General features: G+C 60.6%; 18 protein-coding genes. 7 read left to right on the forward strand and 11 right to left on the reverse strand.

All coding sequences use genetic code 11. From position 1 onward, the window contains the following. Positions 1 to 4: 4 nt before the first annotated feature. The 7 genes from EC915_RS16105 to EC915_RS16135 form a co-directional block, all read right to left on the reverse strand. Positions 5 to 1,690 (reverse strand): BatD family protein, encoded by a 1,686-nt coding sequence (locus EC915_RS16105; protein ID WP_133751525.1) that lies wholly within the window; start codon positions 1,688 to 1,690, stop codon positions 5 to 7. Continuing rightward, positions 1,687 to 3,417, reverse strand: a complete 1,731-nt coding sequence (locus tag EC915_RS16110; protein WP_133751526.1) for a VWA domain-containing protein — start codon at positions 3,415 to 3,417, stop codon at positions 1,687 to 1,689. The genes EC915_RS16105 and EC915_RS16110 overlap by 4 nt, the downstream gene beginning before the upstream one ends. Next, the gene (locus tag EC915_RS16115) at positions 3,414 to 4,481 is read right to left on the reverse strand and encodes a VWA domain-containing protein (RefSeq protein WP_133751527.1); all 1,068 of its coding nucleotides are present in this window, start codon (positions 4,479 to 4,481) and stop codon (positions 3,414 to 3,416) included. Before EC915_RS16115 ends, EC915_RS16110 begins: the two co-directional genes overlap by 4 nt. Further along, positions 4,474 to 4,968 (reverse strand): DUF4381 domain-containing protein, encoded by a 495-nt coding sequence (locus tag EC915_RS16120; protein ID WP_133751528.1) that lies wholly within the window; start codon positions 4,966 to 4,968, stop codon positions 4,474 to 4,476. Before EC915_RS16120 ends, EC915_RS16115 begins: the two co-directional genes overlap by 8 nt. Continuing rightward, positions 4,965 to 5,909: a DUF58 domain-containing protein gene (locus tag EC915_RS16125; protein ID WP_133751529.1), complete on the reverse strand. Its 945-nt coding sequence runs from the start codon at positions 5,907 to 5,909 to the stop codon at positions 4,965 to 4,967. Before EC915_RS16125 ends, EC915_RS16120 begins: the two co-directional genes overlap by 4 nt. Positions 5,910 to 5,913: 4 nt before the next feature. Next, positions 5,914 to 6,873 carry a MoxR family ATPase gene (locus EC915_RS16130; RefSeq protein WP_062390247.1) on the reverse strand — a complete coding sequence of 320 codons (960 nt, stop codon included), beginning with the start codon at positions 6,871 to 6,873 and terminating at the stop codon, positions 5,914 to 5,916. A 245-nt stretch (positions 6,874 to 7,118) separates the two neighbouring features. Next, a complete protein-coding gene (locus EC915_RS16135) occupies positions 7,119 to 7,475 on the reverse strand; it encodes a hypothetical protein (protein ID WP_133751530.1) in 357 nt (118 codons plus the stop codon). A 503-nt stretch (positions 7,476 to 7,978) separates the two neighbouring features. On the opposite strand from EC915_RS16135, the gene EC915_RS16140 reads away from it, so the two are divergent. Continuing rightward, positions 7,979 to 12,835 carry an NAD-glutamate dehydrogenase gene (locus tag EC915_RS16140; protein WP_133751531.1) on the forward strand — a complete coding sequence of 1,619 codons (4,857 nt, stop codon included), beginning with the start codon at positions 7,979 to 7,981 and terminating at the stop codon, positions 12,833 to 12,835. A 534-nt stretch (positions 12,836 to 13,369) separates the two neighbouring features. Here the strand turns inward: EC915_RS16140 and EC915_RS16145 are convergent. Beyond that, a complete protein-coding gene (locus EC915_RS16145) occupies positions 13,370 to 13,873 on the reverse strand; it encodes a GNAT family N-acetyltransferase (protein ID WP_133751532.1) in 504 nt (167 codons plus the stop codon). Between the two features lie 346 nt (positions 13,874 to 14,219). After that, positions 14,220 to 16,820, reverse strand: a complete 2,601-nt coding sequence (gene acnB, locus EC915_RS16150; protein ID WP_133751533.1) for a bifunctional aconitate hydratase 2/2-methylisocitrate dehydratase — start codon at positions 16,818 to 16,820, stop codon at positions 14,220 to 14,222. A gap of 403 nt (positions 16,821 to 17,223) precedes the next feature. On the opposite strand from acnB, the gene EC915_RS16155 reads away from it, so the two are divergent. Beyond that, positions 17,224 to 17,703: a DUF1289 domain-containing protein gene (locus EC915_RS16155; protein WP_133751534.1), complete on the forward strand. Its 480-nt coding sequence runs from the start codon at positions 17,224 to 17,226 to the stop codon at positions 17,701 to 17,703. Here EC915_RS16155 and ampC read toward each other — a convergent pair whose 3' ends face one another. Further along, positions 17,704 to 18,873 carry a class C beta-lactamase gene (gene ampC, locus EC915_RS16160; protein ID WP_133751535.1) on the reverse strand — a complete coding sequence of 390 codons (1,170 nt, stop codon included), beginning with the start codon at positions 18,871 to 18,873 and terminating at the stop codon, positions 17,704 to 17,706. A 250-nt stretch (positions 18,874 to 19,123) separates the two neighbouring features. Between ampC and EC915_RS16165 the strand changes: the two genes are divergently transcribed. Next, positions 19,124 to 19,732, forward strand: coding sequence for a tRNA-(ms[2]io[6]A)-hydroxylase (locus tag EC915_RS16165; protein ID WP_133751536.1), 609 nt, complete (start codon positions 19,124 to 19,126; stop codon positions 19,730 to 19,732). Positions 19,733 to 19,782: 50 nt separating this feature from the next. On the opposite strand, the gene EC915_RS16170 is transcribed toward EC915_RS16165, so the two are convergent. Continuing rightward, a complete protein-coding gene (locus EC915_RS16170; protein WP_133751537.1) occupies positions 19,783 to 20,454 on the reverse strand; it encodes a class I SAM-dependent methyltransferase in 672 nt (223 codons plus the stop codon). 296 nt (positions 20,455 to 20,750) lie between these two features. Between EC915_RS16170 and EC915_RS16175 the strand changes: the two genes are divergently transcribed. From EC915_RS16175 to EC915_RS16190, 4 genes are all read left to right on the forward strand, one after another. Beyond that, on the forward strand, positions 20,751 to 21,224 hold the full coding sequence (locus tag EC915_RS16175) for a MarR family winged helix-turn-helix transcriptional regulator (protein ID WP_133751538.1): 474 nt from the start codon (positions 20,751 to 20,753) through the stop codon (positions 21,222 to 21,224). Continuing rightward, entirely contained in the window at positions 21,221 to 22,717 is a 1,497-nt protein-coding gene (locus EC915_RS16180; RefSeq protein WP_133751539.1) for an efflux transporter outer membrane subunit, read from the forward strand. Before EC915_RS16175 ends, EC915_RS16180 begins: the two co-directional genes overlap by 4 nt. A gap of 10 nt (positions 22,718 to 22,727) precedes the next feature. Then, complete coding sequence (locus EC915_RS16185; protein WP_133751540.1) at positions 22,728 to 23,978, forward strand: efflux RND transporter periplasmic adaptor subunit; 1,251 nt, start codon at positions 22,728 to 22,730, stop codon at positions 23,976 to 23,978. 63 nt (positions 23,979 to 24,041) lie between these two features. Next, on the forward strand, positions 24,042 to 25,574 hold the full coding sequence (locus tag EC915_RS16190) for a DHA2 family efflux MFS transporter permease subunit (protein WP_133751541.1): 1,533 nt from the start codon (positions 24,042 to 24,044) through the stop codon (positions 25,572 to 25,574). The last annotated feature ends 215 nt before the right edge of the window (positions 25,575 to 25,789 follow it).

Raw genomic sequence — 25,789 nt, forward strand, 5'->3', positions numbered from 1 at the left:
TAAATCACTTCGGATAAAGCGGCGGCAGGCTCTCGCCACCGTTCGGGTCAACGGGTTTTTCAACGGCGGGCAGTGCCTTGACTGCCTTCCATAAATCTTCGCCCAGCCACAACGTGCCGGTCTCGCTGTACAGCGCGCCGTTCAGGCCATCGAGGGCATCGGACAACGGCACGAATCGGGCGGCCATGTCGGCCAGGGTTTCCGGTTGCTGACGGGCCCAGGCGTCCAGCGCCTGCCGGGTTGCCTGCGGATCATTGGCCAGGCTGGCGCGCTTAAGGTCGTCCAGCACGGTGCGCGGGCTTGGCCCGGCCTGTGCGACACGGGTCAGGGCCGGCTGCCAGCGCGCGCGCCACCACAGGCCGAAGCCCAGCAGTGTGCTGAAACTCAGCAGCACCGTACTCAATTGCCACGGCCACACAGGCGCACCGATGGCCGTCAGGCCCGAGTCGTCGCTGACCGGCATGTCCACCGACAGCGCCGGGTTGATGCTGACCTGCAAGGTACGGGCGGGCAGGGCGCTGTGCTCCAGATGATCTTCCAGCGTGTTCCACCACACCAGGTCCACAGCCGGAATCTCGATGGCGCCTGGACGATTGGGCACCAGCGCCTCGCGTTCTTCGCGGCTGCCCACCAGGCCGCGCTCATTGGCCTGATTGCTCAACCGCGGTTGATCGGGATAGCGCCGCAACGCACTGACTTCGGTGGCAGGCAGTGGCGGTAGCTGGGCACTGGACAGACCCTCGGCCTTGACCATTAGAGTTCGGGTCAAAGAGTCGCCGATCCGGGTGTGGGCCGGATCCGGGCTCCAGCCCTCGCTCAGGCTGATGCTGCGCGCCGGCAGCCACGGGGTATTGGCCGGGTAATGCACCGGTTGCGGTTTGACTTTCAGTGGCAGCGGATCGGATATCACGCGCATCAGCTTGCCCGGTTTCGGACTGGTGGCCACCGCGGGCTGGCTGGTGGCGGCGGCCTGACTGACCTGCGGAACGTCTTGCACCATCGTTGCGCTGAATTCCTGCGCCGGGAGGGTCATGTCGCCGCTCTGCTGCGGATACAGCGCGTAGCGCATCTCGATCACGCCGTGGCGGATGCCGTTGATCTGCTTCTCATAGGTGCGGGTGTCTCCAAGCTTTTCGATACGGGTGTCCGGTACCTGCAGGGGCGTCAGGTTGCTGTCGTCGAACAACGACACTGAGTGGTAGATGCGCACGGTCAGTACCGCTTGGGCCTGCACGTACACCGTGTCCTGATCCAGGCTCGCTTCCATGAACACCGGGGCGAGTTTCTGATCCTGGGACTGCGCTGAAGGCTCAACCTCCACCACCTGCAAAGCAATCGGCTGGCTGATCAGCTCGCCCAGCTTGAGCGGCGGAATCTCGATCGAGCCACTGCGACGCGGCATCAGTGTGATCAGCCAGCGGGTGGTGGCGTGAACGTTGCCCTCCAAGGTGGTCAGGCTGTTGAGCTGGCGGGTGTCACGGACTTCGAAGTCCGTGCCCAGCGCGCTCATGTCGGGTTTGCCGAACAGCGTGGCGTCGTCGGACTCCAGGGTCAGCTCGACGGTTTCCCCGGTGTTTACGCGAGTGCGGTCGACGCTGGCCTGCAACGTCGAAGCGGGCGCATCGGCCTGCGCCATCGGGGCAGACAGGCACAGCAGCCACGCGATTACCACAGTGTGCACATGACTCATCGGGCTTTTTCCTGATGCTGCTGTTGTTCATACCAGAATTTGCGCCGCAGCAGCTCGCCAGGTTCATCCGGGATCTGACGCAACCATTGCTCGAGCGCCTGACGCTGTTCGCCATTGATCTGACTGTCGGCGGGGCGGCTGGGTGCGCGGGCAGGTTCATCGTCATCCGGTGACGGGCCGGTGGCATCGCTGGCGCCAGACGCTGACTGCGCGCTAGCGGTGTGGTTTGCTTCGTCGTTTTGCCCCGACGCCTGCTGGCTCGGCTGCTGTTGTCCGGCGCGGTCGCTGCCCGAGTTGTCGGCATCGTGGTCGCCGTCGGTCTTGCCTTCGCTGGCATCTTCGGCTGCAGCTCGCCTGTTCTGCTCGAGCATGTCTTCGATCAGCGCCTTGTTGGCGGCGGCCGCAGGGAAGTCCGGCTGGCGTTCCAGTGCTTGTTCATAGGCATCGATGGCAGCCTCCAGCTCGCCGCTTTTAGCCAGCGCATTTGCGCGATTGTAGTGGTCGGCGGCACTGTTGCCTTGAGCGAAGCGCTGGGCGGCAGCGGCGTATTCGCCTGCTTCATACAGCGCGATGCCTTGCCACTGGATGTCCTCGAAATGCTGCGCGGCTTCGGCGGGGCGATGGTGCTGAAGCAGGCGCTGGCCCTGTTGATCGGGGCGCTGGAACAGATCCTTGAAGTCGAACGCATAGCTGTGTTGCGGCATCAGCATCAGCAAGGGCAGGCACAGCAACCAACCGCGACGACCGGCACAGGCGGCCAGCAATAACAGCGGCAACAGCAGCCAGTAACCCTGATCGGCCCAACTGTCGAGCTGCACAGTCTGGCCCTGACTGCGTAGCTCCCGCGGACCGTCGAGCAAACCCAGCTCATGCAGATCGTCCTCGGTCAGGCGCAACTGGCTGTACTGACCGCCGAGCGTCTCTGCGAAATCCTTGAGGCTGGCGCTGTCCAGACGTGGCACCAGAATGCCGCCCTGGGCATCCTTGAGGAAACCGCCTTTTTCCTGCGCCACCGGTGCACCCTCGGCGGTGCCGACCCCGAGCATCAAAAGCTGCGGAGCATGCCCGGTCAGGGCCTGACGAATACCCTGGCGCTCGGTTTCGCTGACAGATGAGCCCATCCACAGCAGGCGTCCAGTCCCCAGATCGCCCTGTTCAAGCAGATCGAGCGCCTTGCGGACGGCCAGATCGGCGCGCTGGCCACTTTCAGGCATGATCGACGGTTTGATCGCGTCCAGCAGATTTTTGCTGGTGCCCAGGTCGTCGGACAAGGGCACCAGCGTGTGCGCGCTGCCTGCATAGACGATGATCGCCGTCTGCGAATCGCCTCGGGCCTGCAGCAGGTCCAGCAGCTTGCGTTTTGCCTGCTCCAGACGAGAGGGCGGGCTGTCGGCGGCGAGCATTTCCGGGGTCAGCTCGAGCAATACCACCAGCGGATCCACTGGTTTCTGACTGCTCTGTTCGACCCTTTGCCAGCTTGGACCGAGCAGTGCCAGCAGCGCCAGCAGCCATCCGCAAGCCAGAGCGATCCAGGGCAGCTTGCTTTCGCGGCCGTTGCCACCACTGAGCAACACGGAATGAAAGGCACTGGGCAGAATCATCTGCCAGCGACCAACACGTTTGCGCCGATTCCACAGGCGCCAGATCAGCCAGCCGAGCAGCGGCAGAAGCAGCAGCCAGGCGGGGCGCAACCAGTGGGGCCAGAGTGCGAATGGCACGGCGCTCATCGACGCCTCCGCAAGCGCTCGAAACGCTGACGCCATTGCGGGCCTTGATGCAGCGCCGGCTGACGGGCGAGAAAGCGATACAGAGGGTTATGCGGCCAGCGCTCGTGAACCACCAGCAGCACGCTCAGCAGCAGCGCCAGCCCCAGCGGCCAATGGTAAAGCGCCAAGGCAGGGCGTGCCTGAGTCGGTTGCTGCGTCACCGGTTCCAGCGTGTCCAGGGCCTTGCCGATTTTTTCCAGTTGCGCGCCGTCGCGGGCGCGAAAGTATTGGCCACCAGTGATGTCCGCGATTTCGCGCAGTGCCGGCTCGTCCAGGTCCAGGCTCGGGTTGAGGCCCAGAATGCTGGTCGCGCCCTTGTCCGGGTCGGCACCGATGCCGATCGGGTAGATCTTCACGCCTTCGCCCGCTGCCAGTCGTGCAGCCGTGGCGGGATCGATCTGCCCTGCGTTGTTGGCACCGTCGGTCACCAGAATCAGCACCCGACTCTGTGCCGGACGCAGCCGCAAGCGCTTGAGCGCAAGACCGATGGCATCGCCGATGGCGGTGTTTTTACCGGCGATGCCGACCCGCGCTTCATCCAGCCAGACGCGCACCGTTCTGCGGTCGAAGGTCAGCGGCGCCTGCATGTAGGCCTGACTGCCGAACAGGATCAGCCCGACGCGATCGCCCTTGCGGTGTTCGAGAAAGTCGCCAAGCAGTTGTTTGACCAGGGTCAGGCGACTCACTTCATCGTTCTTCCAGACCATGTCCGGATAATCCATCGATCCGGACACGTCCACCGCCACCAGCAGATCCCGTCCGCTGGCGGCGACCGGCAAAGGCTCGCCGAGCCATTGGGGGCGTGCAGCGGCCAGCAGCAGCAACAGCCACAACACCACGAACGGCAGCTGCCGACGCCAGCCGGGCAGCAGAGCCCGGGCCCGACGGCCGGTCAGACCTTCCAGCTCGTTGAGAAAGCTGACCTTGAGCGCGGCTTCGCCACTGTCGGCGACCGGCAGCACCAAGCGCAGCAGCCACGGCAGCGGCACCAGCGCAAAGACCCACGGCCAGGCGAATTCAAACATGCTTGCGAATCCAGGTTTCGACCGACTGCGTCAAGCCGGTAATGGCTTTGTCGTCGAGCTTGCATTCGGGCTTGTAGGCGCCTTCTACCAAAATCATCCAGCGGGTTAGGCCGGCCGCCGGGCAGCGGTTGTCGAGAAATGCCAGCCATTTACGGCCGTTGAGGGTGTGGCTTTGGCTGTAGGGATAGTCGTTGCGGCACAGTCGCTTGAGCAGGCCGTTGATCTGTTGCAGCCAGGCACCGGCCGGGGCGCCGTCATAGGGTTTGGGCATCTGTGCCAGTTCGATCAGCGCCGCCTGACGCAGCGGGTCCAGGGGCTGCTCGGTCGTCTCGCCCTGCGCACGTTGTGGCAGTAGCACGCGAGCGCGCCACAGGCCGTAGCCCAACAACGGCAGCAGCGCCAACAGCACCCACCAGCCGGGCGCGGGCGGCCAGATGCTGATGGGGGCAGGCCGGATCATCGGTTGCAGCTGATCCAGCAGGCTCATTTGTGTTTCCCCGGTTGCTGCTCATTGAGGTAGTCGCGCAGTTGCTCGATCATCCCCTGTTGAGTACTCAGCGGGATCATCAGCACTCGCAGCTTCTTGGCCAGCAGCTCCCAGCGAGCCTGCCGCGCCTGGCCTTGCGCACGGTAGGTCTGACGCAGGTCGGGGTTCAGGGTGTCCAGCTCCAGCTGCGCACCGCGATCGGCGAACCTGAGCAGCCCGGCAGCAGGCAGTGCATGATCAAGCGGGTCGGACAATGGCAGCAGCAACAGGTCACAGTGGCGCGAGAGCAGGGACAGTTGCTGTTCGGCAGAGTCGGTAAGGGCGCGCTCGTCGCAGAGGATGAATACCAGACTCCCGGGACGCAACACTTCCCGGGCCCGGCGCAGGGCCACGCCGAAGCTGTCCCGGTCGGCCACGGCTTCGGTGTGCAGTGACTGATTGACCCGCACCAGCCGGTTGAGCAACTGCAACAGGCTCTGCTTGCTGCGTCGCGGTTTGATTTCGTAGTGCTCGTTATCGCCGAACACCAACCCGCCCACGCGGTCGTTGTGGCCCAATGCCGCCCACCCGATCAGGGCTGCAGCCTGCGCGGCCAGCACTGACTTGAACATCACGCCCGAGCCGAAGAACAGCCGACGGCTTTGCTCGACCATGATGAAAATCGGCCGCTCGCGTTCCTCATGAAACAGCTTGGTGTGCGGCTCCTGGGTTCGCGCCGTGACGCGCCAATCGATGGTGCGTACATCGTCGCCCGCTTGATACACCCGCACCTGATCGAAATCCATGCCGCGACCGCGCAACTTGGAGTGGTGCAGGCCGATCAACGGGCTGCGCCGACCGGGGGATGAAAACAGCTGCACTTCCCGCACGCGATGACGCATCTCGATCAGCTCGGCAAGGCTGATACGGATGCCCGGTTGGGAGATCAGATAGGGCTGCATGGGCTCAGGCGACGGCAACAACGTCGAGAATGCGCTGGATTACGCGGTCCTGATCGATGCCCGCTGCTTCGGCTTCGAACGACAGAATGATGCGATGGCGCAACACATCGAAGACCATTGCCTGAATGTCTTCCGGGCTGACGAAGTCGCGACCGGCCAGCCACGCATGGGCGCGGGCGCAACGGTCCAGCGAAATCGACCCCCGGGGACTGGCGCCATAACCGATCCACTCGGCCAGCTCGGCGTCGAACTTGGCCGGAGTGCGGGTGGCCATCACCAGTTGCACCAAGTATTCCTCCACGGCATCGGCCATGTACAACCCAAGTATTTCCTTGCGCGCGGCAAAGATAGCCTGCTGAGTGACCCGCCGCTCCGGCTTGGTCTCGCCATTCAACGCCTCGCCACGGGCCTGCTGCAGGATCTTGCGTTCGACGTTGGCATCCGGGAAGCCGATTTTCACGTGCATCAGGAAACGGTCGAGCTGGGCTTCGGGCAGCGGATAGGTGCCTTCCTGCTCGATGGGGTTCTGCGTGGCCATCACCAGAAACAATGGCGACAGATCGTAGGTGCTGCGCCCCACGCTGACCTGGCGCTCGGCCATGGCCTCCAGCAGCGCCGATTGCACCTTGGCCGGGGCGCGGTTGATTTCATCCGCCAGCACAAGGTTGTGAAAAATCGGCCCCTGCTGGAACACGAAGCTGCCGGTTTCCGGCCGGTAGATCTCGGTGCCGGTGATGTCGGCGGGTAACAGGTCCGGGGTGAACTGGATGCGATGGAACTGGGCTTCGATGCCTTCGGCCAGCTCTTTGATCGCCTTGGTCTTGGCCAGGCCCGGCGCGCCTTCGACCAGCATGTGGCCATCGGCAAGCAGCGCGATCAGCAGGCGCTCGACCAGTTTCTCCTGCCCGAGAATCTGTGTTGAGAGAAAGGTTCGCAGCGCGATCAACGCTTCACGATGTTCCATCGATGACGATTCCTGGCAGGGTGAGCGCAGCACCAGAATGGTACTGAAGCAGGGGGCGTCACTTTAATGCATCAGAGGGGGCGACGACTAACGAGCAGGTGGTTTTTTCAGTGTTTTGCGGCGTTTACCGGGCAAAACCGCAGATTTGTCGGACAAGGTGCAGGTTTCTCGCTGTTCTGGCTTAGCGGCAGCTGCACGCCGGCGATGGACGCCTCGGTGGCGCCCTCGTTTGGATGGGCTGCCGCTCAGAGCTCGCTGACGTAGCTGCCCACCCCGGTGAGGATGATGCGCAACGTGTCGTCCAGCTCTTTGAGTTCGCTAGATGGGGTGCTGTGGCTGATTTCGTAGGTGGTGTCGCCACCGAGCGGTTTGGCATCTGTTGCAGCGATTTCCACTAGCAGGCCGGTAGCGCTCAGGGTGACTTTCAGGTCGGCACCGACATGAATGGTGTCGTCGCGGAAGGTGATATCGACCTCGTCCTCATCCGGGAAGCGCGCCAGGAGGAAGAGGTCGCCATTGCTGGCATGGCAGCACGCCAGCGCCATGTCATCCTCTTCCTCATCGCAGGGGTTGTAGATGAAACTGTCAGTGGTCATGTGCATGGCGGGGTTCCTGTGGTGGGGCTCGGGGCAGGGTGGGATTTTGCCAGTCCTGAACAAATTTTGCCTGCCTGACGAGCGACACCCTGTCATTGCATGAACCGACCTGCGGGTTCCCACAGACCTGCGGCAGCAAATTCACCCTCCCCCATGCTGGCCTTCAGCCCATTCCGTAGCTTGACGAAACATTAGGCTACAAGCCGATGTCCGAATATGTCGCAGCGTCGCAAGCAGGCGCGTGGCTGCTCTCGTTAAGCTGCGCAGCAGATGAACGGACGTGAAGCCGAGCCTGCCAGGGCAGACGCCTTTGCGGTCTTCATTCGGCTCACTCGAATGTGACGACGCACACACGACGAGCGTTACTACTAAGGCATGCGCAGCGCTACGGCGTCCTGTCACGATCTGCCGACTATCATCGGACAGGCGCAACGCAGAGCACACATGCTGCACCACCCCGAAACACGCATCTCTCCTATATAAAAGCCAAGCCAAGCGGAGTACCACAGATGGCGTTCTTCACCGCAGCCAGCAAGTCCGACTTTCAGCATCAACTGCGAGCGGCACTGGCTCAGCACATCAGTGAACAGGCACTGCCACAAGTGGCGCTGTTCGCCGATCAATTCTTCGGCATCATTTCCCTCGATGAACTGACCCAGCGCAGGCTATCCGACCTTGCCGGTTGCACCCTGTCAGCCTGGCGTCTGCTGGAGCGTTTCGAGCACAGCGCACCGCAGGTGCGGGTCTACAACCCTGATTACGAGCGTCATGGCTGGCAATCCACCCATACCGCCGTTGAAGTGTTGCACCACGACCTGCCGTTCCTGGTGGACTCGGTCCGCACCGAGCTGAACCGCCGCGGCTACAGCATCCACACCTTGCAAACCACCGTATTGAGTGTGCGTCGCGACCAGAAGGGTCAGTTGGTCGAGCTGCTGTCAAAAGGCACCAGCGGCGATGGCGTGCTGCAAGAATCGCTGATGTACCTGGAAATCGACCGTTGTGCCAACGCTGCCGAGCTGAACGTGCTGGCCCGCGAGCTGGAACAGGTGCTAGGTGAAGTGCGTGTGGCGGTTGAAGATTTCGAACCGATGAAAGCCAAGCTGCATGATCTGCTGGCCGGCGTCGATGCGGTCGAATACAACGTCGACCCGGACGAAAAGGCCGAAGTCAAAGTGTTCCTGGAGTGGTTGGTGGACAACCACTTTACCTTCCTGGGCTATGAAGAGTTCACCGTTGATGCCGGCGCTGATGGCGGCCAGCTGAATTACGATCAGTCCTCGTTCCTGGGCTTGACCAAGCTGTTGCGTGCCGGCCTGACGGTCGAAGACCTGCACATCGAAGGCTATGCGGTGAATTATCTGCAGGAGCCGACCCTGCTGTCGTTCGCCAAGGCTGCGCACCCCAGTCGCGTGCACCGTCCGGCATACCCGGACTACGTATCGATCCGCCAGATCGATGCCAGCGGCAAGGTCATCAAGGAATCGCGCTTCATGGGCCTGTACACCTCCTCGGTGTATGGCGAAAGCGTGCGGGCGATCCCGTATATTCGCCGCAAGGTCGCTGAAGTCGAGCGCCGTTCCGGTTTCGACGCCAAGGCGCACCTGGGCAAGGAGCTGGCGCAAGTCGTCGAAGTGCTGCCCCGTGACGACCTGTTCCAGACCCCGGTGGACGAGTTGTTCACCACCGTCATGTCCATCGTGCAGATCCAGGAGCGCAACAAGATTCGCGTGTTCCTGCGCAAGGATCCGTACGGTCGGTTCTGCTACTGCCTGGCGTACGTGCCACGCGATGTCTACTCCACCGAAGTGCGCCAGAAAATCCAGCATGTGCTGATGGAGCGCCTGAAGGCCAGCGACTGCGAGTTCTGGACCTTCTTCTCCGAGTCGGTGCTGGCCCGGGTGCAGCTGATCCTGCGTGTGGACCCGAAAGTCGCCCTCGACATCGACCCGCAGCAACTGGAAAACGAAGTCATCCAGGCCTGCCGCTCGTGGAAGGACGATTACGCGAGTCTGGTGATTGACAGTTTTGGCGAGGCACAGGGCACCAATGTGCTGGCCGACTTCCCCAAAGGCTTCCCGGCCGGTTACCGCGAGCGTTTCGCCGCTCACTCGGCCGTCGTCGACATGCAACACGTACTGAGCCTGTCCGAAGCCAATCCGCTGGTCATGAGCTTCTATCAGCCATTGTCGGGCGATAAGGCGCAGTTGCACTGCAAGCTGTACCACGCCGACACCCCACTGGCGTTGTCCGACGTACTGCCGATTCTGGAAAACCTCGGTCTGCGGGTGCTGGGCGAATTCCCGTACCGCCTGCGTCACACCAAGGGCCGCGAGTTCTGGATTCACGACTTCGCCTTCACCTACGGCGAAGGTCTGAAGCTCGACCTGCAGCAGCTCAACGACACGCTGCAGGACGCTTTCGTGCACATCGTGCGGGGCGAGGCCGAAAACGACGCGTTCAACCGTCTGGTACTGACTGCCGGTCTGCCATGGCGTGATGTGGCGCTGCTGCGTGCCTATGCGCGCTACCTGAAACAGATCCGTCTGGGCTTCGACCTGGGCTACATCGCCAGCACCCTCAACAATCACGCCGACATCGCCCGTGAACTGACCCGTCTGTTCAAAACCCGCTTCTATCTGGCGCGCAAGCTGTCTGGCGGCGATCTGGACGACATGCAACAGCGTCTGGAAACGGCCATTCTTTCGGCCCTGGACGACGTTCAGGTGCTCAACGAAGACCGCATCCTGCGTCGCTACCTTGATCTGATCAAGGCGACCATGCGCACCAACTTCTACCAGACTGATGCCAACGGCCAGAGCAAGAGCTATTTCAGCTTCAAGTTCAACCCGCGTTTGATCCCTGAACTGCCCAAGCCGGTGCCGAAGTTCGAAATCTTCGTCTACTCGCCACGGGTCGAAGGTGTGCACCTGCGCTTCGGCAACGTCGCTCGCGGCGGGCTGCGCTGGTCTGACCGGGAAGAAGACTTCCGCACTGAAGTGCTGGGTCTGGTAAAAGCCCAGCAAGTGAAGAACTCGGTCATCGTGCCGGTGGGCGCCAAGGGCGGCTTCCTGCCTCGTCGTCTGCCGACCACCGGCACCCGCGATGAGATTCAGGCCGAAGCCATCGCCTGCTATCGCATCTTCATTTCCGGCTTGCTGGACATCACCGACAACCTGAAAGAGGGCGCGCTGGTGCCGCCGGTCAACGTCGTGCGCCATGACGACGATGACCCGTATCTGGTGGTGGCCGCGGACAAAGGCACCGCGACGTTCTCCGACATCGCCAACGGCATTGCCATCGACTACGGCTTCTGGCTGGGCGATGCGTTCGCCTCCGGTGGCTCGGCTGGCTACGATCACAAGAAAATGGGCATCACCGCCAAAGGCGCATGGGTCGGCGTGCAGCGCCACTTCCGCGAGCGCGGCATCGATGTTCAGCAGGACAGCATTAGTGTGATCGGCGTCGGTGACATGGCCGGTGACGTGTTCGGTAACGGCTTGCTGATGTCCGATCAGTTGCAACTGGTGGCGGCCTTCAACCACCTGCATATTTTCATCGACCCGAATCCGGATCCGGCCACCAGCTTTGCCGAGCGTCAGCGTCTGTTTGATCTGCCGCGTTCGGCCTGGACCGATTACGACACCAGCATCATGTCCGCAGGCGGTGGGATCTTTCCGCGTAGCGCGAAGAGCATCGCCATTTCCCCGCAGATGAAAGAGCGCTTTGACATCAGCGCCGACAAACTGACCCCGACCGAACTGATGCACGCCTTGCTCAAGGCGCCTGTGGATCTGTTGTGGAACGGCGGTATCGGTACGTACGTCAAGGCCAGCTCCGAAAGCCACGCCGACGTCGGCGACAAGGCCAACGACGCCTTGCGCGTCAACGGCAACCAGCTGCGCTGCAAGGTGGTGGGCGAGGGCGGCAACCTGGGCATGACCCAACTGGGCCGCGTCGAATTCGGCCTGCTGGGCGGCGCAACCAACACCGACTTCATCGACAATGCCGGTGGTGTTGACTGCTCCGACCACGAAGTGAACATCAAGATCCTGCTCAACGAAGTGGTGCAGGCCGGCGACATGACCGAGAAGCAGCGCAACCTGCTGCTCGAAAGCATGACCGACGAAGTGGGCAATCTGGTACTTGGCAACAACTACAAGCAGACCCAGGCGCTGTCGCTGGCGGCCCGCCGTGCCTACGAGCGGATTGCCGAATACAAGCGTCTGATGAGTGACCTCGAAGCCCGTGGCAAGCTGGACCGTGCCATCGAGTTCCTGCCGGCCGAGGATCAGATCGCCGAACGTGTTGCCGAGAAGAAGGGCTTGACCCGTGCCGAGCTGTCGGTGCTGATCTCCTACAGCAAGATCGATCTCAAGGAAGCGCTGCTCGAATCCCGCGTACCGGATGACGACTATCTGGTGCGCGACATGGAAACCGCCTTCCCGCCTTCGCTGGCTGCGAAGTTCTCGGAGTCCATGCGTCGCCACCGTCTGAAGCGTGAAATCGTCAGCACCCAGATCGCCAACGACCTGGTGAATCACATGGGCATCACCTTCGTCCAGCGTCTCAAAGAGTCGACGGGCATGAGTGCGGCCAACGTGGCCGGTGCGTACGTCATCGTGCGGGACATCTTCCACCTGCCGCACTGGTTCCGGCAGATCGAGGCGCTGGATCACAAGGTCCCGGCTGAAATACAGCTGGCGCTGATGGATGAACTGATGCGCCTTGGCCGTCGTGCCACACGCTGGTTCCTGCGCAGCCGCCGCAATGAACTGGACGCAGGGCGTGACGTAGCGCATTTCGGTCCGCACATCGCTGCACTGGGTCTGAAACTGGACGAGTTGCTGGAAGGCGCGACCCGCGACGTCTGGCAGGCGCGTTATCAGGAGTATGTCGAGGCGGGCGTGCCTGAGTTGCTGGCGCGTATGGTGGCGGGCACGACGCACTTGTACACGCTGCTGCCGATCATCGAAGCGTCTGATGTTACCGGTCAGAATGCGGCGGACGTGGCCAAGGTGTACTTCGCCGTGGGCAGTTCGCTGGATGTGACCTGGTACCTGCAGCAGATCAGTGCGCTGCCGGTGGAGAACAATTGGCAGGCCCTGGCCCGCGAGGCGTTCCGTGATGATATCGACTGGCAGCAACGGGCGATTACCGTTTCTGTGCTGCAGATGGCCAATGGTCCTGCGGATGTGGAGGAGCGTTTGAATCTGTGGCTTGAGCAACACCTGCCAATGGTTGAGCGCTGGCGCGCGATGCTGGTGGAGCTGCGGGCGGCGAGTGGCAATGATTATGCGATGTATGCGGTTGCCAACCGGGAGCTGCTGGATCTGGCCATGAGTGGGCAGACTGCTGTGGTTTGATGGGTTTGCTTGAGTGGTAAGAAGAAGCCCCGCATTGAAAGATGCGGGGCTTTTTTATGGGTGTTGGGGCGCTGGGTTTTGTGTGTATATCCCGTATCTGGGGTGCCGCTTATTCACCGTTCTGCCCTTACGGCGGGTCACTTTTCTTTCGGGAAAAGTAACCAAAACCATTTGCTCCTGGCTTGGCACCTCCTGCGTCGGAGTTCCCTCACGCAGGCGACGCTCCGGGGGCCCGCCGCCATCGGCCATCCATGCCGCTCGGCCCACTGCGCGCCGCCTGCGTTTGGCCTGCACCCAAGTCGCGATTTGTGTCGTCTGGTCTATTGCGTATGAAAAGCAACAGCGAAGCGCTACGCGCTTTTTAAGATGAGCACGATTCTGCGCCGTGACTGGGTTTTTCTGCGAATTCATTCGCGCGACCGCGATGCAGTCAGCGGGGCTGTAAGGGCTTATCGTGAATGAATGCGCTCCGACCGTGGATTGTGCGTGGCTCGATGATTATGTTCCGGATCCAGATAGGCTCAGGGCTTGCCATCAGCGCAGCCGGGCCATGCTGATGGCGTCGACGTATACGCCGTCGCGCACTGCGTAGTTGCGCAGACGACCTTCTGTTTCGAAGCCGAACTTGCGGTATAAGCCCAGCGCGGCTTCGTTGTCGGAAAAGACGGTCAGTTCCACCCTGTGCAAATTCATCCAGTTGTCCGCCACTTCAAGCACAGCCGCCATCAGTTTCGATCCAACCCCTCTGCCTTGCCATTGCACCGCAATGCCCATGCCGATGGAGCCAACGTGGCGTTGTCGGATGCGTGAATACTGCTCAAGCCCAATGTTGCCGATCACCTCACCCTCGTGCAGGGCGACCAGCTTGACGGCCCGCTCATCGCTGGCCGCCAGTCGCTTGCGCCAGACCTCCGCAGACTGATAGGGCATCTGCAACACCTGACGGCAGACTTCCGGGTCGCTATAAAGCGCGTTAACGCCTTCGATATGAATTTCGGTGAAGCGTTGGATCACGATCTGAGTAGATGCGGGATTCACTGTATTCGTCCTTTGAAAACAGATGGCGTGCCAGTGTAATGTCGGGCTGCCTGTGTAGCCACTAACGCATCAGCTTTCGAGAGTGGATTGAGTTTAGACGGTCCGCCCTGAAGAGGTGACTTATCCCGTATAGCTTCAATAACAGTCCCACAGTGATCGCCCCAGCTCTCGGAGCTCTTATGCTCCAGCTGTTGCTTTTGCTTGTCCAGACGACCCAATCGCGACTTGGATACAGTCTCACGGAGCGTCGCCTGCGTGAGGGAGCCCGACGAAGTAGGGCCAAACGACTAATCCAGCCATAAAAAAACCCCGCCGAAGCGGGGTTCTTTCAACGCCTGTTTCGATCTTACGCTTGAACGACCGGAATATTGGCGTTCGCAGCGGACTCACGGAACTCGGCAATCTGATCGAAGCTCAGGTACCGATACACATCAGCAGACATGCTGTCGATCTTGCCCGCGTACTCCATGTACTCCTCGACCGTCGGCAGACGGCCCAGGATCGACGCCACGGACGCCAGCTCAGCCGAAGCCAGATAAACGTTCGCGCCATCACCCAGACGGTTCGGGAAGTTACGGGTAGAGGTCGAAACCACGGTTGCGTTCGGCTCGACACGTGCCTGGTTACCCATGCACAGCGAGCAACCCGGCATTTCCATGCGTGCGCCGGCCTTGCCGTAAATACCGTAGTAGCCTTCCTCGGTCAGTTGGTGAGCATCCATCTTGGTTGGAGGCGACAGCCACAGACGAGTTGGAAGCTGGCCCTTGACCTGATCCAGCAACTTACCCGCCGCGCGGAAGTGACCGATGTTGGTCATGCACGAGCCGATGAACACTTCGTCGATCTTCTGGCCAGCAACGCTGGACAGCAGACGGGCGTCGTCCGGGTCGTTCGGCGCGCAGAGCACAGGCTCTTTGACGTCGGCCAGGTCGATCTCGATGATTTCAGCGTATTCGGCGTCGGCATCGGCTACCAGCAGTTCAGGGTTGGCAACCCAGGCTTCCATCGCTTGAGCGCGGCGTTCCAGCGTACGTGGGTCACCGTAGCCTTGCGCGATCATCCAGCGCAGCAGGGTGATGTTGGAGTTCAGGTACTCGGTGATCGACTCTTTCGACAGTTTGATGGTGCAACCGGCGGCCGAACGTTCTGCCGAGGCATCGGACAATTCGAAGGCTTGCTCGACGGTCAGGGTTTCCAGACCTTCGATTTCCAGGATGCGACCGGAGAAGGCGTTTTTCTTGCCTTTCTTCTCGACCGTCAGCAGGCCTTTCTGGATCGCGTAGTAAGGAATCGCGTGAACCAGGTCACGCAGGGTGACGCCCGGTTGCAGCTTGCCTTTGAAACGAACCAGGATCGACTCCGGCATGTCCAGCGGCATGACGCCGGTGGCTGCGGCGAACGCGACCAGACCGGAACCGGCCGGGAATGAGATACCGATCGGGAAACGGGTGTGCGAGTCACCACCGGTACCGACGGTGTCCGGCAGCAGCATGCGGTTCAGCCAGCTGTGGATGATGCCGTCGCCCGGACGCAGCGAAACGCCGCCGCGGGTCATGATGAAGTCAGGCAGGGTGTGGTGGGTCTTGACGTCGATCGGCTTCGGATAAGCAGCGGTGTGGCAGAACGACTGCATTACCAGATCGGCGGAGAAGCCCAGGCACGCCAGGTCTTTGAGTTCATCACGGGTCATTGGCCCGGTGGTGTCCTGAGAACCTACGGTAGTCATCTTCGGTTCGCAGTAGGTGCCCGGACGGATGCCTTCGGTGCCGCATGCCTTGCCGACCATCTTCTGCGCCAGGGTGAAACCCTTGGTGCTGGCAGCCGGTACTTCAGGCAGTTTGAACAGCGTCGAAGGTGGCAGACCCAGTTCGGCGCGCGCCTTGCTGGTCAGGCCGCGGCCCACGATCAGTGGAATACGACCGCCAGCGCGGACTTCGTCCAGCAGCACCGGGGTCTTCAGTTCGAAAGTAGTGATCACTTCGTCGCTGTCGTGCTTGGTGACTTTGCCTTCATAGGGATAAACGTCGATGACGTCGCCCATGTTGATGTTCGAGACATCGAATTCGATCGGCAGTGCGCCCGCATCTTCCATGGTGTTGTAGAAGATCGGAGCGATCTTGCTGCCGAAGCAGAAGCCGCCAGCGCGCTTGTTCGGCACGTTAGGGATGTCGTCGCCGAAGAACCACAGCACCGAGTTGGTTGCCGATTTGCGCGAGGAACCGGTACCGACCACGTCGCCGACGTAGGCGATAGGAAAGCCCTGACCGCGCATTTCTTCGATCTGCTTCATCGGACCGATGGAGCCTTGTATATCAGGCACGATGCCCTCACGGGCCATTTTCAGCATGGCCAGGGCGTGCAGCGGGATGTCAGGACGGGACCATGCATCGGTCGCGGGCGACAGGTCATCGGTGTTGGTTTCGCCGGTGACTTTGTATACGCGCAGGCTGATCTTGTCGGCCAGGGTCGCACGCTTCTGGAACCACTCGCCATCAGCCCAGGACTGCATGACCGCTTGAGCGAGTGCATTGCCGTTCCTGGCTTTTTCAGCGACGTCATGGAAGGCGTCGAACATCAGCAGGGTGTGCTTCAGTTGTACTGCGGCGACCGGTGCCAGTTCGGCATCGTCCAGCAGATCAACCATGGTCACGATGTTGTAACCGCCCTGCATGGTGCCGAGCAGTTCTACCGCGCGCTTGCTGTCCAGCAGGGGGGAGGAGATTTCGCCCTTGGCCAGAGCGGAGAGGAAAGCGGCCTTGACGTAGGCAGCTTCGTCAACGCCAGGCGGAACGCGGTTGGTGATCAGATCAAGCAGGAAAGCTTCTTCGCCAGCCGGTGGGTTTTTCAGCAGCTCGACCAGCCCTGCGGTTTGTTCGGCGTTAAGCGGCTGGGGCACGATACCCTGGGCGGCACGCTCTTCGATGTGTTTACGGTAGGCTTCAAGCACAGTATTACCCTCATCAGTGGTCCCAAATGGGTGTCCGGGACGCTCATCCAGAAAAAGTCCGCAGCCTGGCGCGTTAAAGCTTTTTGAGTCTTATGGCAGGCAGCTGACGATTTCCAACAGAAGCTGTTTTCAAAGTTTTACGCCTGCGTGGGCGGTTCTGAAGGAGGGGACGCAGCCTGCGTCTAGAACCGTACTGCGGGGTAGGCTCTCGTTAGAGAGCCCTGACTGTGCTCGTGACGCTTTGAAAACAGCTTCCAACGGACATTGGCGCCTTAAAAGGCCCGGTGATTCTACGGCAAAAAAAAGGTAAAGGTAAGTTAGCCCCTACATCTTCAGGGGTGTACCCCGTTAGACAAAGGGCTAACATGCGACCTCGTTTCGTCTGCTGCCGTGTTGTCCCGCCATGCCCAATCACATCATCAAGACGCCCTGCGTGGGCTTGTGTTCCACCGTCTACGGCGATCTTGTGTGCCGCGGGTGCAAGCGTTTTCACCATGAGGTGATTCACTGGAATGGCTACAACGAAGACGAAAAACGTGCGGTCTGGCTGCGCCTTGAACAATTGCTGGTGCAGGTGATGACGGCGAAGGTCGAAGTCTTTGATGCAGACAAGCTGCGCCAACAGCTGGAACAACGCAAGATCCGTTTCGTGCCGCGGCAGTCGGAATATTGCTGGGCTTACCAGCTAATTGCGCGGGGCGCACGAGTAATCAGCAACCTTGAAGCCTATGGGATGGTCCTGTTACCCGAATTTCGCGACTGGGGACTGCCCGAATTACGCGATGCCATTGATCGGGAATTCTTCCTTTTGTCCGAAGCGCACTACGAGCGTTACATCGCCCCCGGCTTTTTGCAGGATGCCTTGCAGCCTTCGACGCCGTGATCAGTCCTTGGCGAGTGCCATGAGAATCCGGTAGGCCGCGTCTATGCGTGCTGCGTTGGGGTAGTTCTTGTTGGCCAATATGACGATCCCGAGCTGCCTTTGCGGTATGAAAGCCATATAGCTTCCGAACCCTCGAGTGCCGCCGGTCTTGTTGATCCACACGTCAGCGCGCGGTTTCTGCGGCGGCAAGAGAGCAGTCACAGGGATGGCATTGTAGATCATGGACGATGAGTTGCCCGCTTGCAGGGCATCCAGTGTGACGGGCATTGGATATTGCTCCCAGATCAGGTCCTGAGTCATGCCTCCTGCCTGAAAATAACCTGTGTGGGTGTCAGTAATCGCCTGTTGCAGCTTCTGGGCCATCTTTATCTGCCGCATGTTGGCCTGCATGAAATGTGTCAGATCAGTGGCACTGGATTTGACCCCATAGGCCTGCGAGGACAAAACGGCCGCTGTCATGCGTGCAGGCTCGTCTTCTGCTGTGTAGCCCTGAGCGTAAAGAGGACGTTTGGCTTCGGGTACATGTATATAGCTGTTTTCCAGACCCAGTGCCGGAAACAGGTGCTGCTCCATCAGGGTTGGAAAATCCATGCCGGCAGCCTTGGCGGTGATCAGGCCCAGGGTGCCGATTCCCGGGTTGGCATAGGTGCGGCACGTTCCTTGCGCGCAAGTCGGTTGCCATTCCCGAAAATAGTTCATCAGTTGCTGCTCGTTGCGGATGTTGTCCGGCACCTGCAGCGGCAGTCCGCCAGGTGTGTGGGTGCCGAGGCTGAGCAGCTTGACGTCGCCGAACGGATGGTGGGTCAGCGAGGGCAGGTATTTGCTGATCGGGTCGGCCAAAGACAGTTGGCCTTTGAGTTGAGCATAAGCAGCGGCAGTTGCCGTGAAGGTCTTGCTGATGGACCCTAGCTCGAACAAGGTGTCCTGGCTGACAGGCTGGCCGGTTTCCTTCGATGCTATTCCATAATTGAAAAAGTGAGGCTCGCCCGCGACCACCAAGCCGACGGACATCCCGGCAATCGCGTACTTTTCCATTACCGGCCGCAACGCCGAGTCCACGATGGCCTGTACCCGGGGTACATTATCGTCCGCTGCATGACTCACCAAAATCGTAAGGCAGGCGAGCAGGGCGACGGCAATCCAAAGGCTGGCGTTTTGAAGTGAGCGCATGGGACGGCTCCGGGAGTTTTTGCGGGCGCGCATTATCCTTGTAATCGCTGTGGGCCTTCCAGCGGACTGCTTCCGAAAATGTTGTAGGAAGTTTCGATTGTGCTCATCCATGTCGCTGACTTCGCGACTCTGTGCGCGCTGCGCATCAAAAAGTGCCTGGCGTCTTGGATTTTACCCGGCAAGAGGCTGATTCTGCGTTGCGAGGTCCGTATAATGCTGCGCCTTGCCTAGCCATCCATTCGTGAAACTCATGCACATCTATCCAGAAATCGACGCTTTCCTGCTTTGCCCGACCCCGGACGCATGGGTTCAGGCGGCCTTGCAGAATCTGGATATTCTCCTGATCGACCACGCGAACAATGAGAAGAAAGCCGCCGGCGCGGCGTTTCAGTTCATGTTCCAGTACAACGACAAGTTCGACCTGCTGGCCAAGATGTCCCGCCTGGCTCGTGAGGAACTGCGCCATTTCGAGCAGGTGATCGGCATTATCAAAAAGCGCGGCATTCCGATGGCCAACATCAGTTCGGCTCGCTATGCCGGATCGCTGCGCAAACTCGTGCGCAATCACAACCCTTATCGCCTGACCGATGCGCTGATCATTGGTGCCATCGTCGAGGCAAGGTCGTGTGAGCGCTTCGCCGCGCTGGTCCCCCATCTGGACGCCGACCTGTCGAAGTTCTACGCCAGCCTGCTCAAATCCGAAGCCCGACATTTTCAGGACTACCTGAAACTGGCCTATCTCTACGGAGAACAGGCGGATGTGGGCGCCAAGATCGAAGAAGTCCGTCTGGCCGAGCGTGAGTTGATCGAAAGCCCGGACGAGGATTTCCGGTTTCACAGCGGTGTGCCCGCGCAATAGGCTTCGGAACGACGATCGGCAAGGCTTTGTGCAGACCTGCGAATTAGCAGTCAGCTCACGCGCTGGATGACATAGCTGCTCTCGAAACCGCGTACGCAGCCCAGCACGTGAAAACCTTTGAAGTAACCGGTGGCCCTGAGCAAGTCGACCGCTGGCCCTACTTCGGGCGAGTGCAGGTAATCACTGTAGTCGTCGAATACGATGAATCCCTCCGTCACCACGGTCGGGGAATACAGCAGGAAATCGAGCAGAACGTTGCGCCCGGTGTGACCGCCGTCGATATGCAGCAACGCAACCTTGGGCGAGAGGCGGTAGAAACGTTCGGCACATAACTCCGAATAACCTCTGAGTATGTGTGCGTTTGGGAGAAATGCGTCCTTGTAGTGGCTGAATTCTTCGAACTGGTTGGGGAGTTCGAACGGGTCAATGCCAATGACACGGCGCTTGTGATTGCAGACCTCGTTCATCAGAACCAGCGATTTACCTTTCCAGACACCAATTTCTACCACGTCACCGGGTATCCCTTCGATGAGCAATGCGAGATAACCCAGCAGTCGTACATGATCGTGGAATGACAGCTCGCGGCGAGGCATAGCATGTTCAGGGGCAAGCATGGCCTGTGCTTGCTCGAAACGCGCACCGATCAAGTCCCAGACCTGCGTCACGCTTTCGCTGAGATCCGGCTTGCCGATGAAATCGTTGAGGTCTTGGAGAGTGATCATCTGTTTGCCTGCTTCAAATGAAAGTGCATACGTGCGCCACGGGCACGCCGGATTGTCGCCACGACCGGCGACCGGTCGATGATAGGCGCCAAAACCGGAAAGGAAAATTATGGAGCTTCCTCGTTTGCGGGTGGGTGATCTGAACGCTGCGGGATTGAACGCTCCACAAATTCGGCCACCGATAAGCACACCCGGCCGTAAAAGCACATCTTAAAAAATGTTTCATTGTGTGTTTGCTGCCTAGGCAGTAACATCGCCCCCAATTCACTGCCTAGGCAGATATTGGGTGGCAATCCATGGCGCATTTCACTTCCGAGACGTTTAATGAAAGCCTGTTTGGCATGCTGCTCGGCCGTACAGAAAACCTGAAAAACCGCATCCTCGACAAGCATCTGGAGCCGCAGGGGGTCACTGCCCAGCAGTTTAAGGTGCTGATCATGATCGCCAGGTTCTGCGCTGAGACGCCGGCGGACCTGTGTCGCATGCTGTCGCTTGACAGCGGCTCCATGACTCGCATGCTCGACCGGCTGGAACAGAAAGGCTTGCTGAGCCGTGCGCGATCCGAGTCGGATCGTCGTCAAGTGCGCTTGGCGTTGACGCGGGCCGGTCAAGCACTATCGGATCTGTTGCCGCTGATCGGCGCTCAGGCGATGAACGAAATGGTCGGTGTGCTCGAACACAGTGAGCTGCTTACGCTCGAGAAGATCCTCACCAAGATTCTGGTTGCTTCAGCGGACCCCATCACGCTCGCCCGGATTGCACGACAATGAACATTCGACCCAAGCAGGGCCCTGCCCTGCGCACTTCCTTAAGTCTGGTATTTTTCGCCCTGGTCATGGCTGGCTGCGCCAGTTCCAGGGGCCTGAACACCGAGGGCGTCGGTATCGATGCCAACAGCCTGCAAGCCGGACAAAGCCTCAAGGGTATCAACCTGTCTCCGGTCGCCTGGCCCAAACCTGACTGGTGGACCAGCCTTGGCGACCCTCAGCTCAACGCGCTGATCAGCGAAGCGCTGCGTGACAGCCCGGATATGCAGATCGCCGCCGCGCGTACGCATCAGGCCACCGCTACCGCCTATGCTGCTGACGCCGATCGCATGCCGACCGTCGATGCCGACGCCAGCGTCAGCCGTTCGCGTCTGGCCAAGGATCAGGATCCGACGGGCCAGGGTGGCCGCTACAGCACCTTGCGCAGCCTGGGTGCCAGCTTCAATTACAACTTCGACCTGTGGGGCGGCCAGCGTGCGGCCTGGGAAGCAGCAGTGGGGCAGGTGCGTGCCTATGAAATCGATCAGCGCGCCGCTCGGTTGACCCTGGCGGCCGATGTCGCCCGCGCCTACAGCGATCTCGGCCAAGCCTATGTCATCCGTGATCTGGCGGCCGACGACCTCAAGCGTACCCGGCAGTTGCTGGAACTGGGCGCGCAGCGCTTCAGGTCCGGCATCGACAGCGAGTACCAGTATCAGCAGACCGAAAGCCTGGAAGCGGGCTCCCGCGAAGCATTGGTCGACGCCGACAGGCGCATGCGTACGGCGAAGATCAGCCTCGCTGTTTTGATGGGCAAAGGCCCTGATCGCGGCGAGGCACTGGAGCGGCCAAATGCGCTCAAGCCTGCCGTAGTGGCCTTGCCTTCGGTGGTGCCCGCCGAACTGCTCGGTCGCCGCCCTGATCTGGTCGCGGCGCGCTGGCGGGTCGAGGCGGCCAACAAGGACATCTCGGCCAGCAAGACCAACTTCTATCCCAACCTGAACCTCAGCGCTTCGGCGGGCGTGGAGTCGTTGCTCGGTGACGCGATGTTTGGCTCGGCCAGCCGCTTCTTCAATGTAGCGCCAACGGTCTCGCTGCCGCTCTTCGATGGCGGCCGTCGTCGCGCCGACCTGGATGCCCGCGATGCCGACTATGACCTGGCAGTCGCGCAGTACAACAAAAGCCTGGTTCGGGCCTTGGGCGATGTCAGCGACAACATCGGTCAGTTGCAGGCCATTGGTGGGCAGCTCGATGCCCGTCAGCAGGCAACCGATGTCATTCAGAAATCCTATAACACCGCGGTTCAGCGCTATTCATCGGGAATCGGTAACTACCTGGACGTGCTGTCCGTGGAGCAGCAATTGCTGCAGTCACAACGCCAACTGGCTGATCTCAACGCGGAACGAATCGATCTTTCGATCCAGTTGATGCAGGCCCTGGGGGGAGGCTTCGAAGAGAGCAAACCCGGCGAAAATTCCGCCCCGGCCGTCCCGTCAACTGCTTCGCTGACTCATTAAGGTAATCGTCATGGCTACTGCCACTAGCGAAAACAACGCTGCAAACGAACAAAAGGACGCCCAGGACGCCAAACAGCAGGATGGCAAGCCGGGTCAGCCGCAGAAAAATCCGCGCAAGCGCAAGCTGCTGCTGATCGGTCTGGCGATCGTCGTGATTCTTGCGGGCCTGGGCGTCTGGGCCTGGTATGAAATCTGGGGGCAGTGGAGCGAGAGCACCGACGATGCCTACGTCAATGGCAACGTGGTGGAAATCACTCCGCAAGTGACGGGAACGGTCGTCAGCATTGGTGCCGACGATGGTGATCTGGTCCGCGAAGGCCAGGTACTGGTGCAGTTCGACCCCAACGACGCCGAAGTCGCGCAGCAAAGCGCCGAGGCCAATCTGGGCAAGGTGGTGCGTCAGGTGCGTGGCTTGTACAGCAATGTCGATGGCCTCAAGGCGCAACTGGCGGCCCAGCGCGCCGAAGTGCAACGGGCTCAGGACAACTACAACCGTCGGCGTAATCTGGCCGCCGGTGGTGCGATTTCCCAGGAAGAGCTGTCCCACGCCAAGGATGACCTGACCAGCGCGCAAAGTGCCCTGGCCAATGTCCAGCAGCAATTGGTGACCAGCACGGCATTGGTCGACGACACGCAAGTGTCCTCGCACCCGGATGTGAAAGCGGCCGCCGCTCAGCTGCGTCAGGCTTACCTGTCCAGTGCCCGAAGCACACTGATCGCGCCCGTCACCGGCTACGTCGCCAAGCGCACGGTGCAACTGGGGCAACGCGTGCAGCCGGGTACTGCGCTGATGGCCGTGATCCCGCTGAATCAGCTGTGGATCGACGCCAACTTCAAGGAAACCCAGTTGGGCAAGATGCGCATCGGTCAGCCGGTGGATATCGAGGCCGACCTGTACGGCGGCGACGTGAAGTACAGCGGCACCGTCGACAGCGTAGGCGCCGGTACGGGCAGTGCGTTCGCGTTGCTGCCTGCGCAGAATGCGACCGGTAACTGGATCAAGATCGTGCAACGGGTGCCCGTGCGGATCCACATCAATGCCGATGAACTGACGAAGAATCCACTGCGTATCGGTCTTTCGACGGTGGTCGACGTCAACCTGCACGACCAGAGCGGCCCGGTGCTGGCGCAACAGCCGCCCAAGCAGGCCTCGTACACCACTGATGTGTACAGCACACAGCTAGCCGAGGCCGACGCACTGATCACTCGCGTCATCCACGAAAACAGCGCATCCGGGCCGAGCAAAGCGGCACAGCGCTGACCCGCCAATCCATTCGTTCCGGCTGACCGGCCGGAACGCTTTCTGAGTGTCAAAGGATTCGCGATGAGTAACAACGCTGCCGCTTCGTTTACGCCGCCAAGCCTGGTGTTGACCACCATTGGCCTGTCGCTGGCGACGTTCATGCAGGTGCTCGACACCACCATTGCCAACGTCGCATTGCCGACGATTTCCGGCAACCTGGGGGTGAGCTCCGAACAGGGCACGTGGGTGATTACCTCGTTTGCCGTCAGTAATGCGATCGCGCTGCCGCTGACGGGCTGGCTAAGTCGGCGTTTCGGCGAGGTGAAGCTGTTCATCTGGGCCACCGTGCTGTTCGTGATGGCTTCGTTTCTCTGCGGTATTTCCAGGTCCATGCCTGAGCTGGTGGGCTTTCGTGTGTTGCAGGGTGTGGTTGCCGGTCCGCTTTACCCGATGACCCAGACGCTGCTGATTGCCGTTTACCCTCCGGCGAAAAGGGGGATGGCATTGGCATTGCTGGCGATGGTGACGGTGGTGGCGCCCATCGCCGGGCCGATTCTGGGAGGTTGGATCACTGACAGTTACACCTGGCCCTGGATCTTCTTCATTAACGTGCCGATCGGTCTGTTCGCAGCCTTTGTGGTGCGCACGCAAATGGCCGCACGGCCGGTGACCACCAGCCGACAACCCATGGATTACGTGGGGCTCATAACCTTGATCATCGGCGTGGGCGCGCTGCAGATCGTGCTCGACAAAGGCAATGACCTGGATTGGTTCTCGTCGAACTTCATTATTATCGGCACGGTGATTTCGGTGATCGGCCTGGCAGCGTTCGTGATCTGGGAGATGACCGACGAGCATCCGGTGGTCAACCTGCGGTTGTTTGCCTTCCGTAACTTCCGGGCCGGGACGATTTGTCTGGTACTGGGTTACGCAGGATTCTTCGGTATCAACCTGATCCTCCCTCAGTGGTTGCAAACGCAGATGGGGTATACCCCCACCTACGCCGGGCTTGCAGTGGCCCCGATCGGCGTGCTGCCGGTATTGCTGTCACCGTTGGTGGGCAAGTACGCGCCCAAATTCGACTTGCGGGTGCTGGCGGGCCTGGCATTTTTCGGCATCGGGCTGAGCTGCTTCATGCGTGCGAACTTCACCAGTCAGGTGGACTTCGAACACATCGCCCTGGTGCAGCTGTTTATGGGGGCAGGGATTGCGCTGTTCTTCATGCCGACCCTGAGCATCCTGCTGTCGGACCTGCCACCTTCGCAGATCGCCGATGGTTCGGGGCTTGCGACATTTCTGCGTAATCTGGGCGGCAGTTTCGCGGCGTCGCTGACTACGTGGATCTGGATTCGTCGGGCCAACATGCATCACGCGTATCTCAGTGAAAGTGTGAACAACTACGAGCCCACCACACGCCAGGCACTGGAAACCCTCGGCGGGGCAAGCAATCAGGCCTATGCACAGCTCGACAGCATGGTGAGCAGTCAGGCCTACATGATGTCGACGGTGGATTATTTCTACATGATGGGCTGGCTGTTCTTTGCGTTGATTCTGGTGATCTGGATGGCCAAGCCACCGTTTTCGGCCAAGCCCGGACCCGGGGCAGGGCACTAGATGGGCGGTCATGTCAGAGGCATGATTGCGCACCCACTCGGGCGACGATAGCGATTGCTCCCACGCTCTGCGTGGTAGCGCGATGATCGACGCTCTGCGTTTCTGGTCCTGGACGCAGAGCGCTTTGCCCGCCGTTCCCACGCAGCGTGGGAACGATCAACTGCCGCGCCTGGCGCTCAGCATTGACGAACACGCTCAACCCCACAGAGTCCCAG

This window comes from Pseudomonas sp. LP_7_YM (assembly GCF_004364435.1).
GTDB lineage: Bacteria > Pseudomonadota > Gammaproteobacteria > Pseudomonadales > Pseudomonadaceae > Aquipseudomonas.

What these genes read in the sequence shown, in the direction of transcription:
- EC915_RS16105 (WP_133751525.1), bottom strand. Translation starts at nt 1,690, where the DNA reads ATGAGTCATGTGCACACTGTGGTAATCGCGTGGCTGCTGTGCCTGTCT.
- EC915_RS16110 (WP_133751526.1), bottom strand. Translation starts at nt 3,417, where the DNA reads ATGAGCGCCGTGCCATTCGCACTCTGGCCCCACTGGTTGCGCCCCGCC.
- EC915_RS16115 (WP_133751527.1), bottom strand. Translation starts at nt 4,481, where the DNA reads ATGTTTGAATTCGCCTGGCCGTGGGTCTTTGCGCTGGTGCCGCTGCCG.
- EC915_RS16120 (WP_133751528.1), bottom strand. Translation starts at nt 4,968, where the DNA reads ATGAGCCTGCTGGATCAGCTGCAACCGATGATCCGGCCTGCCCCCATC.
- EC915_RS16125 (WP_133751529.1), bottom strand. Translation starts at nt 5,909, where the DNA reads ATGCAGCCCTATCTGATCTCCCAACCGGGCATCCGTATCAGCCTTGCC.
- EC915_RS16130 (WP_062390247.1), bottom strand. Translation starts at nt 6,873, where the DNA reads ATGGAACATCGTGAAGCGTTGATCGCGCTGCGAACCTTTCTCTCAACA.
- EC915_RS16135 (WP_133751530.1), bottom strand. Translation starts at nt 7,475, where the DNA reads ATGCACATGACCACTGACAGTTTCATCTACAACCCCTGCGATGAGGAA.
- EC915_RS16140 (WP_133751531.1), top strand. Translation starts at nt 7,979, where the DNA reads ATGGCGTTCTTCACCGCAGCCAGCAAGTCCGACTTTCAGCATCAACTG.
- EC915_RS16155 (WP_133751534.1), top strand. Translation starts at nt 17,224, where the DNA reads ATGCCCAATCACATCATCAAGACGCCCTGCGTGGGCTTGTGTTCCACC.
- ampC (WP_133751535.1), bottom strand. Translation starts at nt 18,873, where the DNA reads ATGCGCTCACTTCAAAACGCCAGCCTTTGGATTGCCGTCGCCCTGCTC.
- EC915_RS16165 (WP_133751536.1), top strand. Translation starts at nt 19,124, where the DNA reads ATGCACATCTATCCAGAAATCGACGCTTTCCTGCTTTGCCCGACCCCG.
- EC915_RS16170 (WP_133751537.1), bottom strand. Translation starts at nt 20,454, where the DNA reads ATGATCACTCTCCAAGACCTCAACGATTTCATCGGCAAGCCGGATCTC.
- EC915_RS16175 (WP_133751538.1), top strand. Translation starts at nt 20,751, where the DNA reads ATGGCGCATTTCACTTCCGAGACGTTTAATGAAAGCCTGTTTGGCATG.
- EC915_RS16180 (WP_133751539.1), top strand. Translation starts at nt 21,221, where the DNA reads ATGAACATTCGACCCAAGCAGGGCCCTGCCCTGCGCACTTCCTTAAGT.
- EC915_RS16185 (WP_133751540.1), top strand. Translation starts at nt 22,728, where the DNA reads ATGGCTACTGCCACTAGCGAAAACAACGCTGCAAACGAACAAAAGGAC.
- EC915_RS16190 (WP_133751541.1), top strand. Translation starts at nt 24,042, where the DNA reads ATGAGTAACAACGCTGCCGCTTCGTTTACGCCGCCAAGCCTGGTGTTG.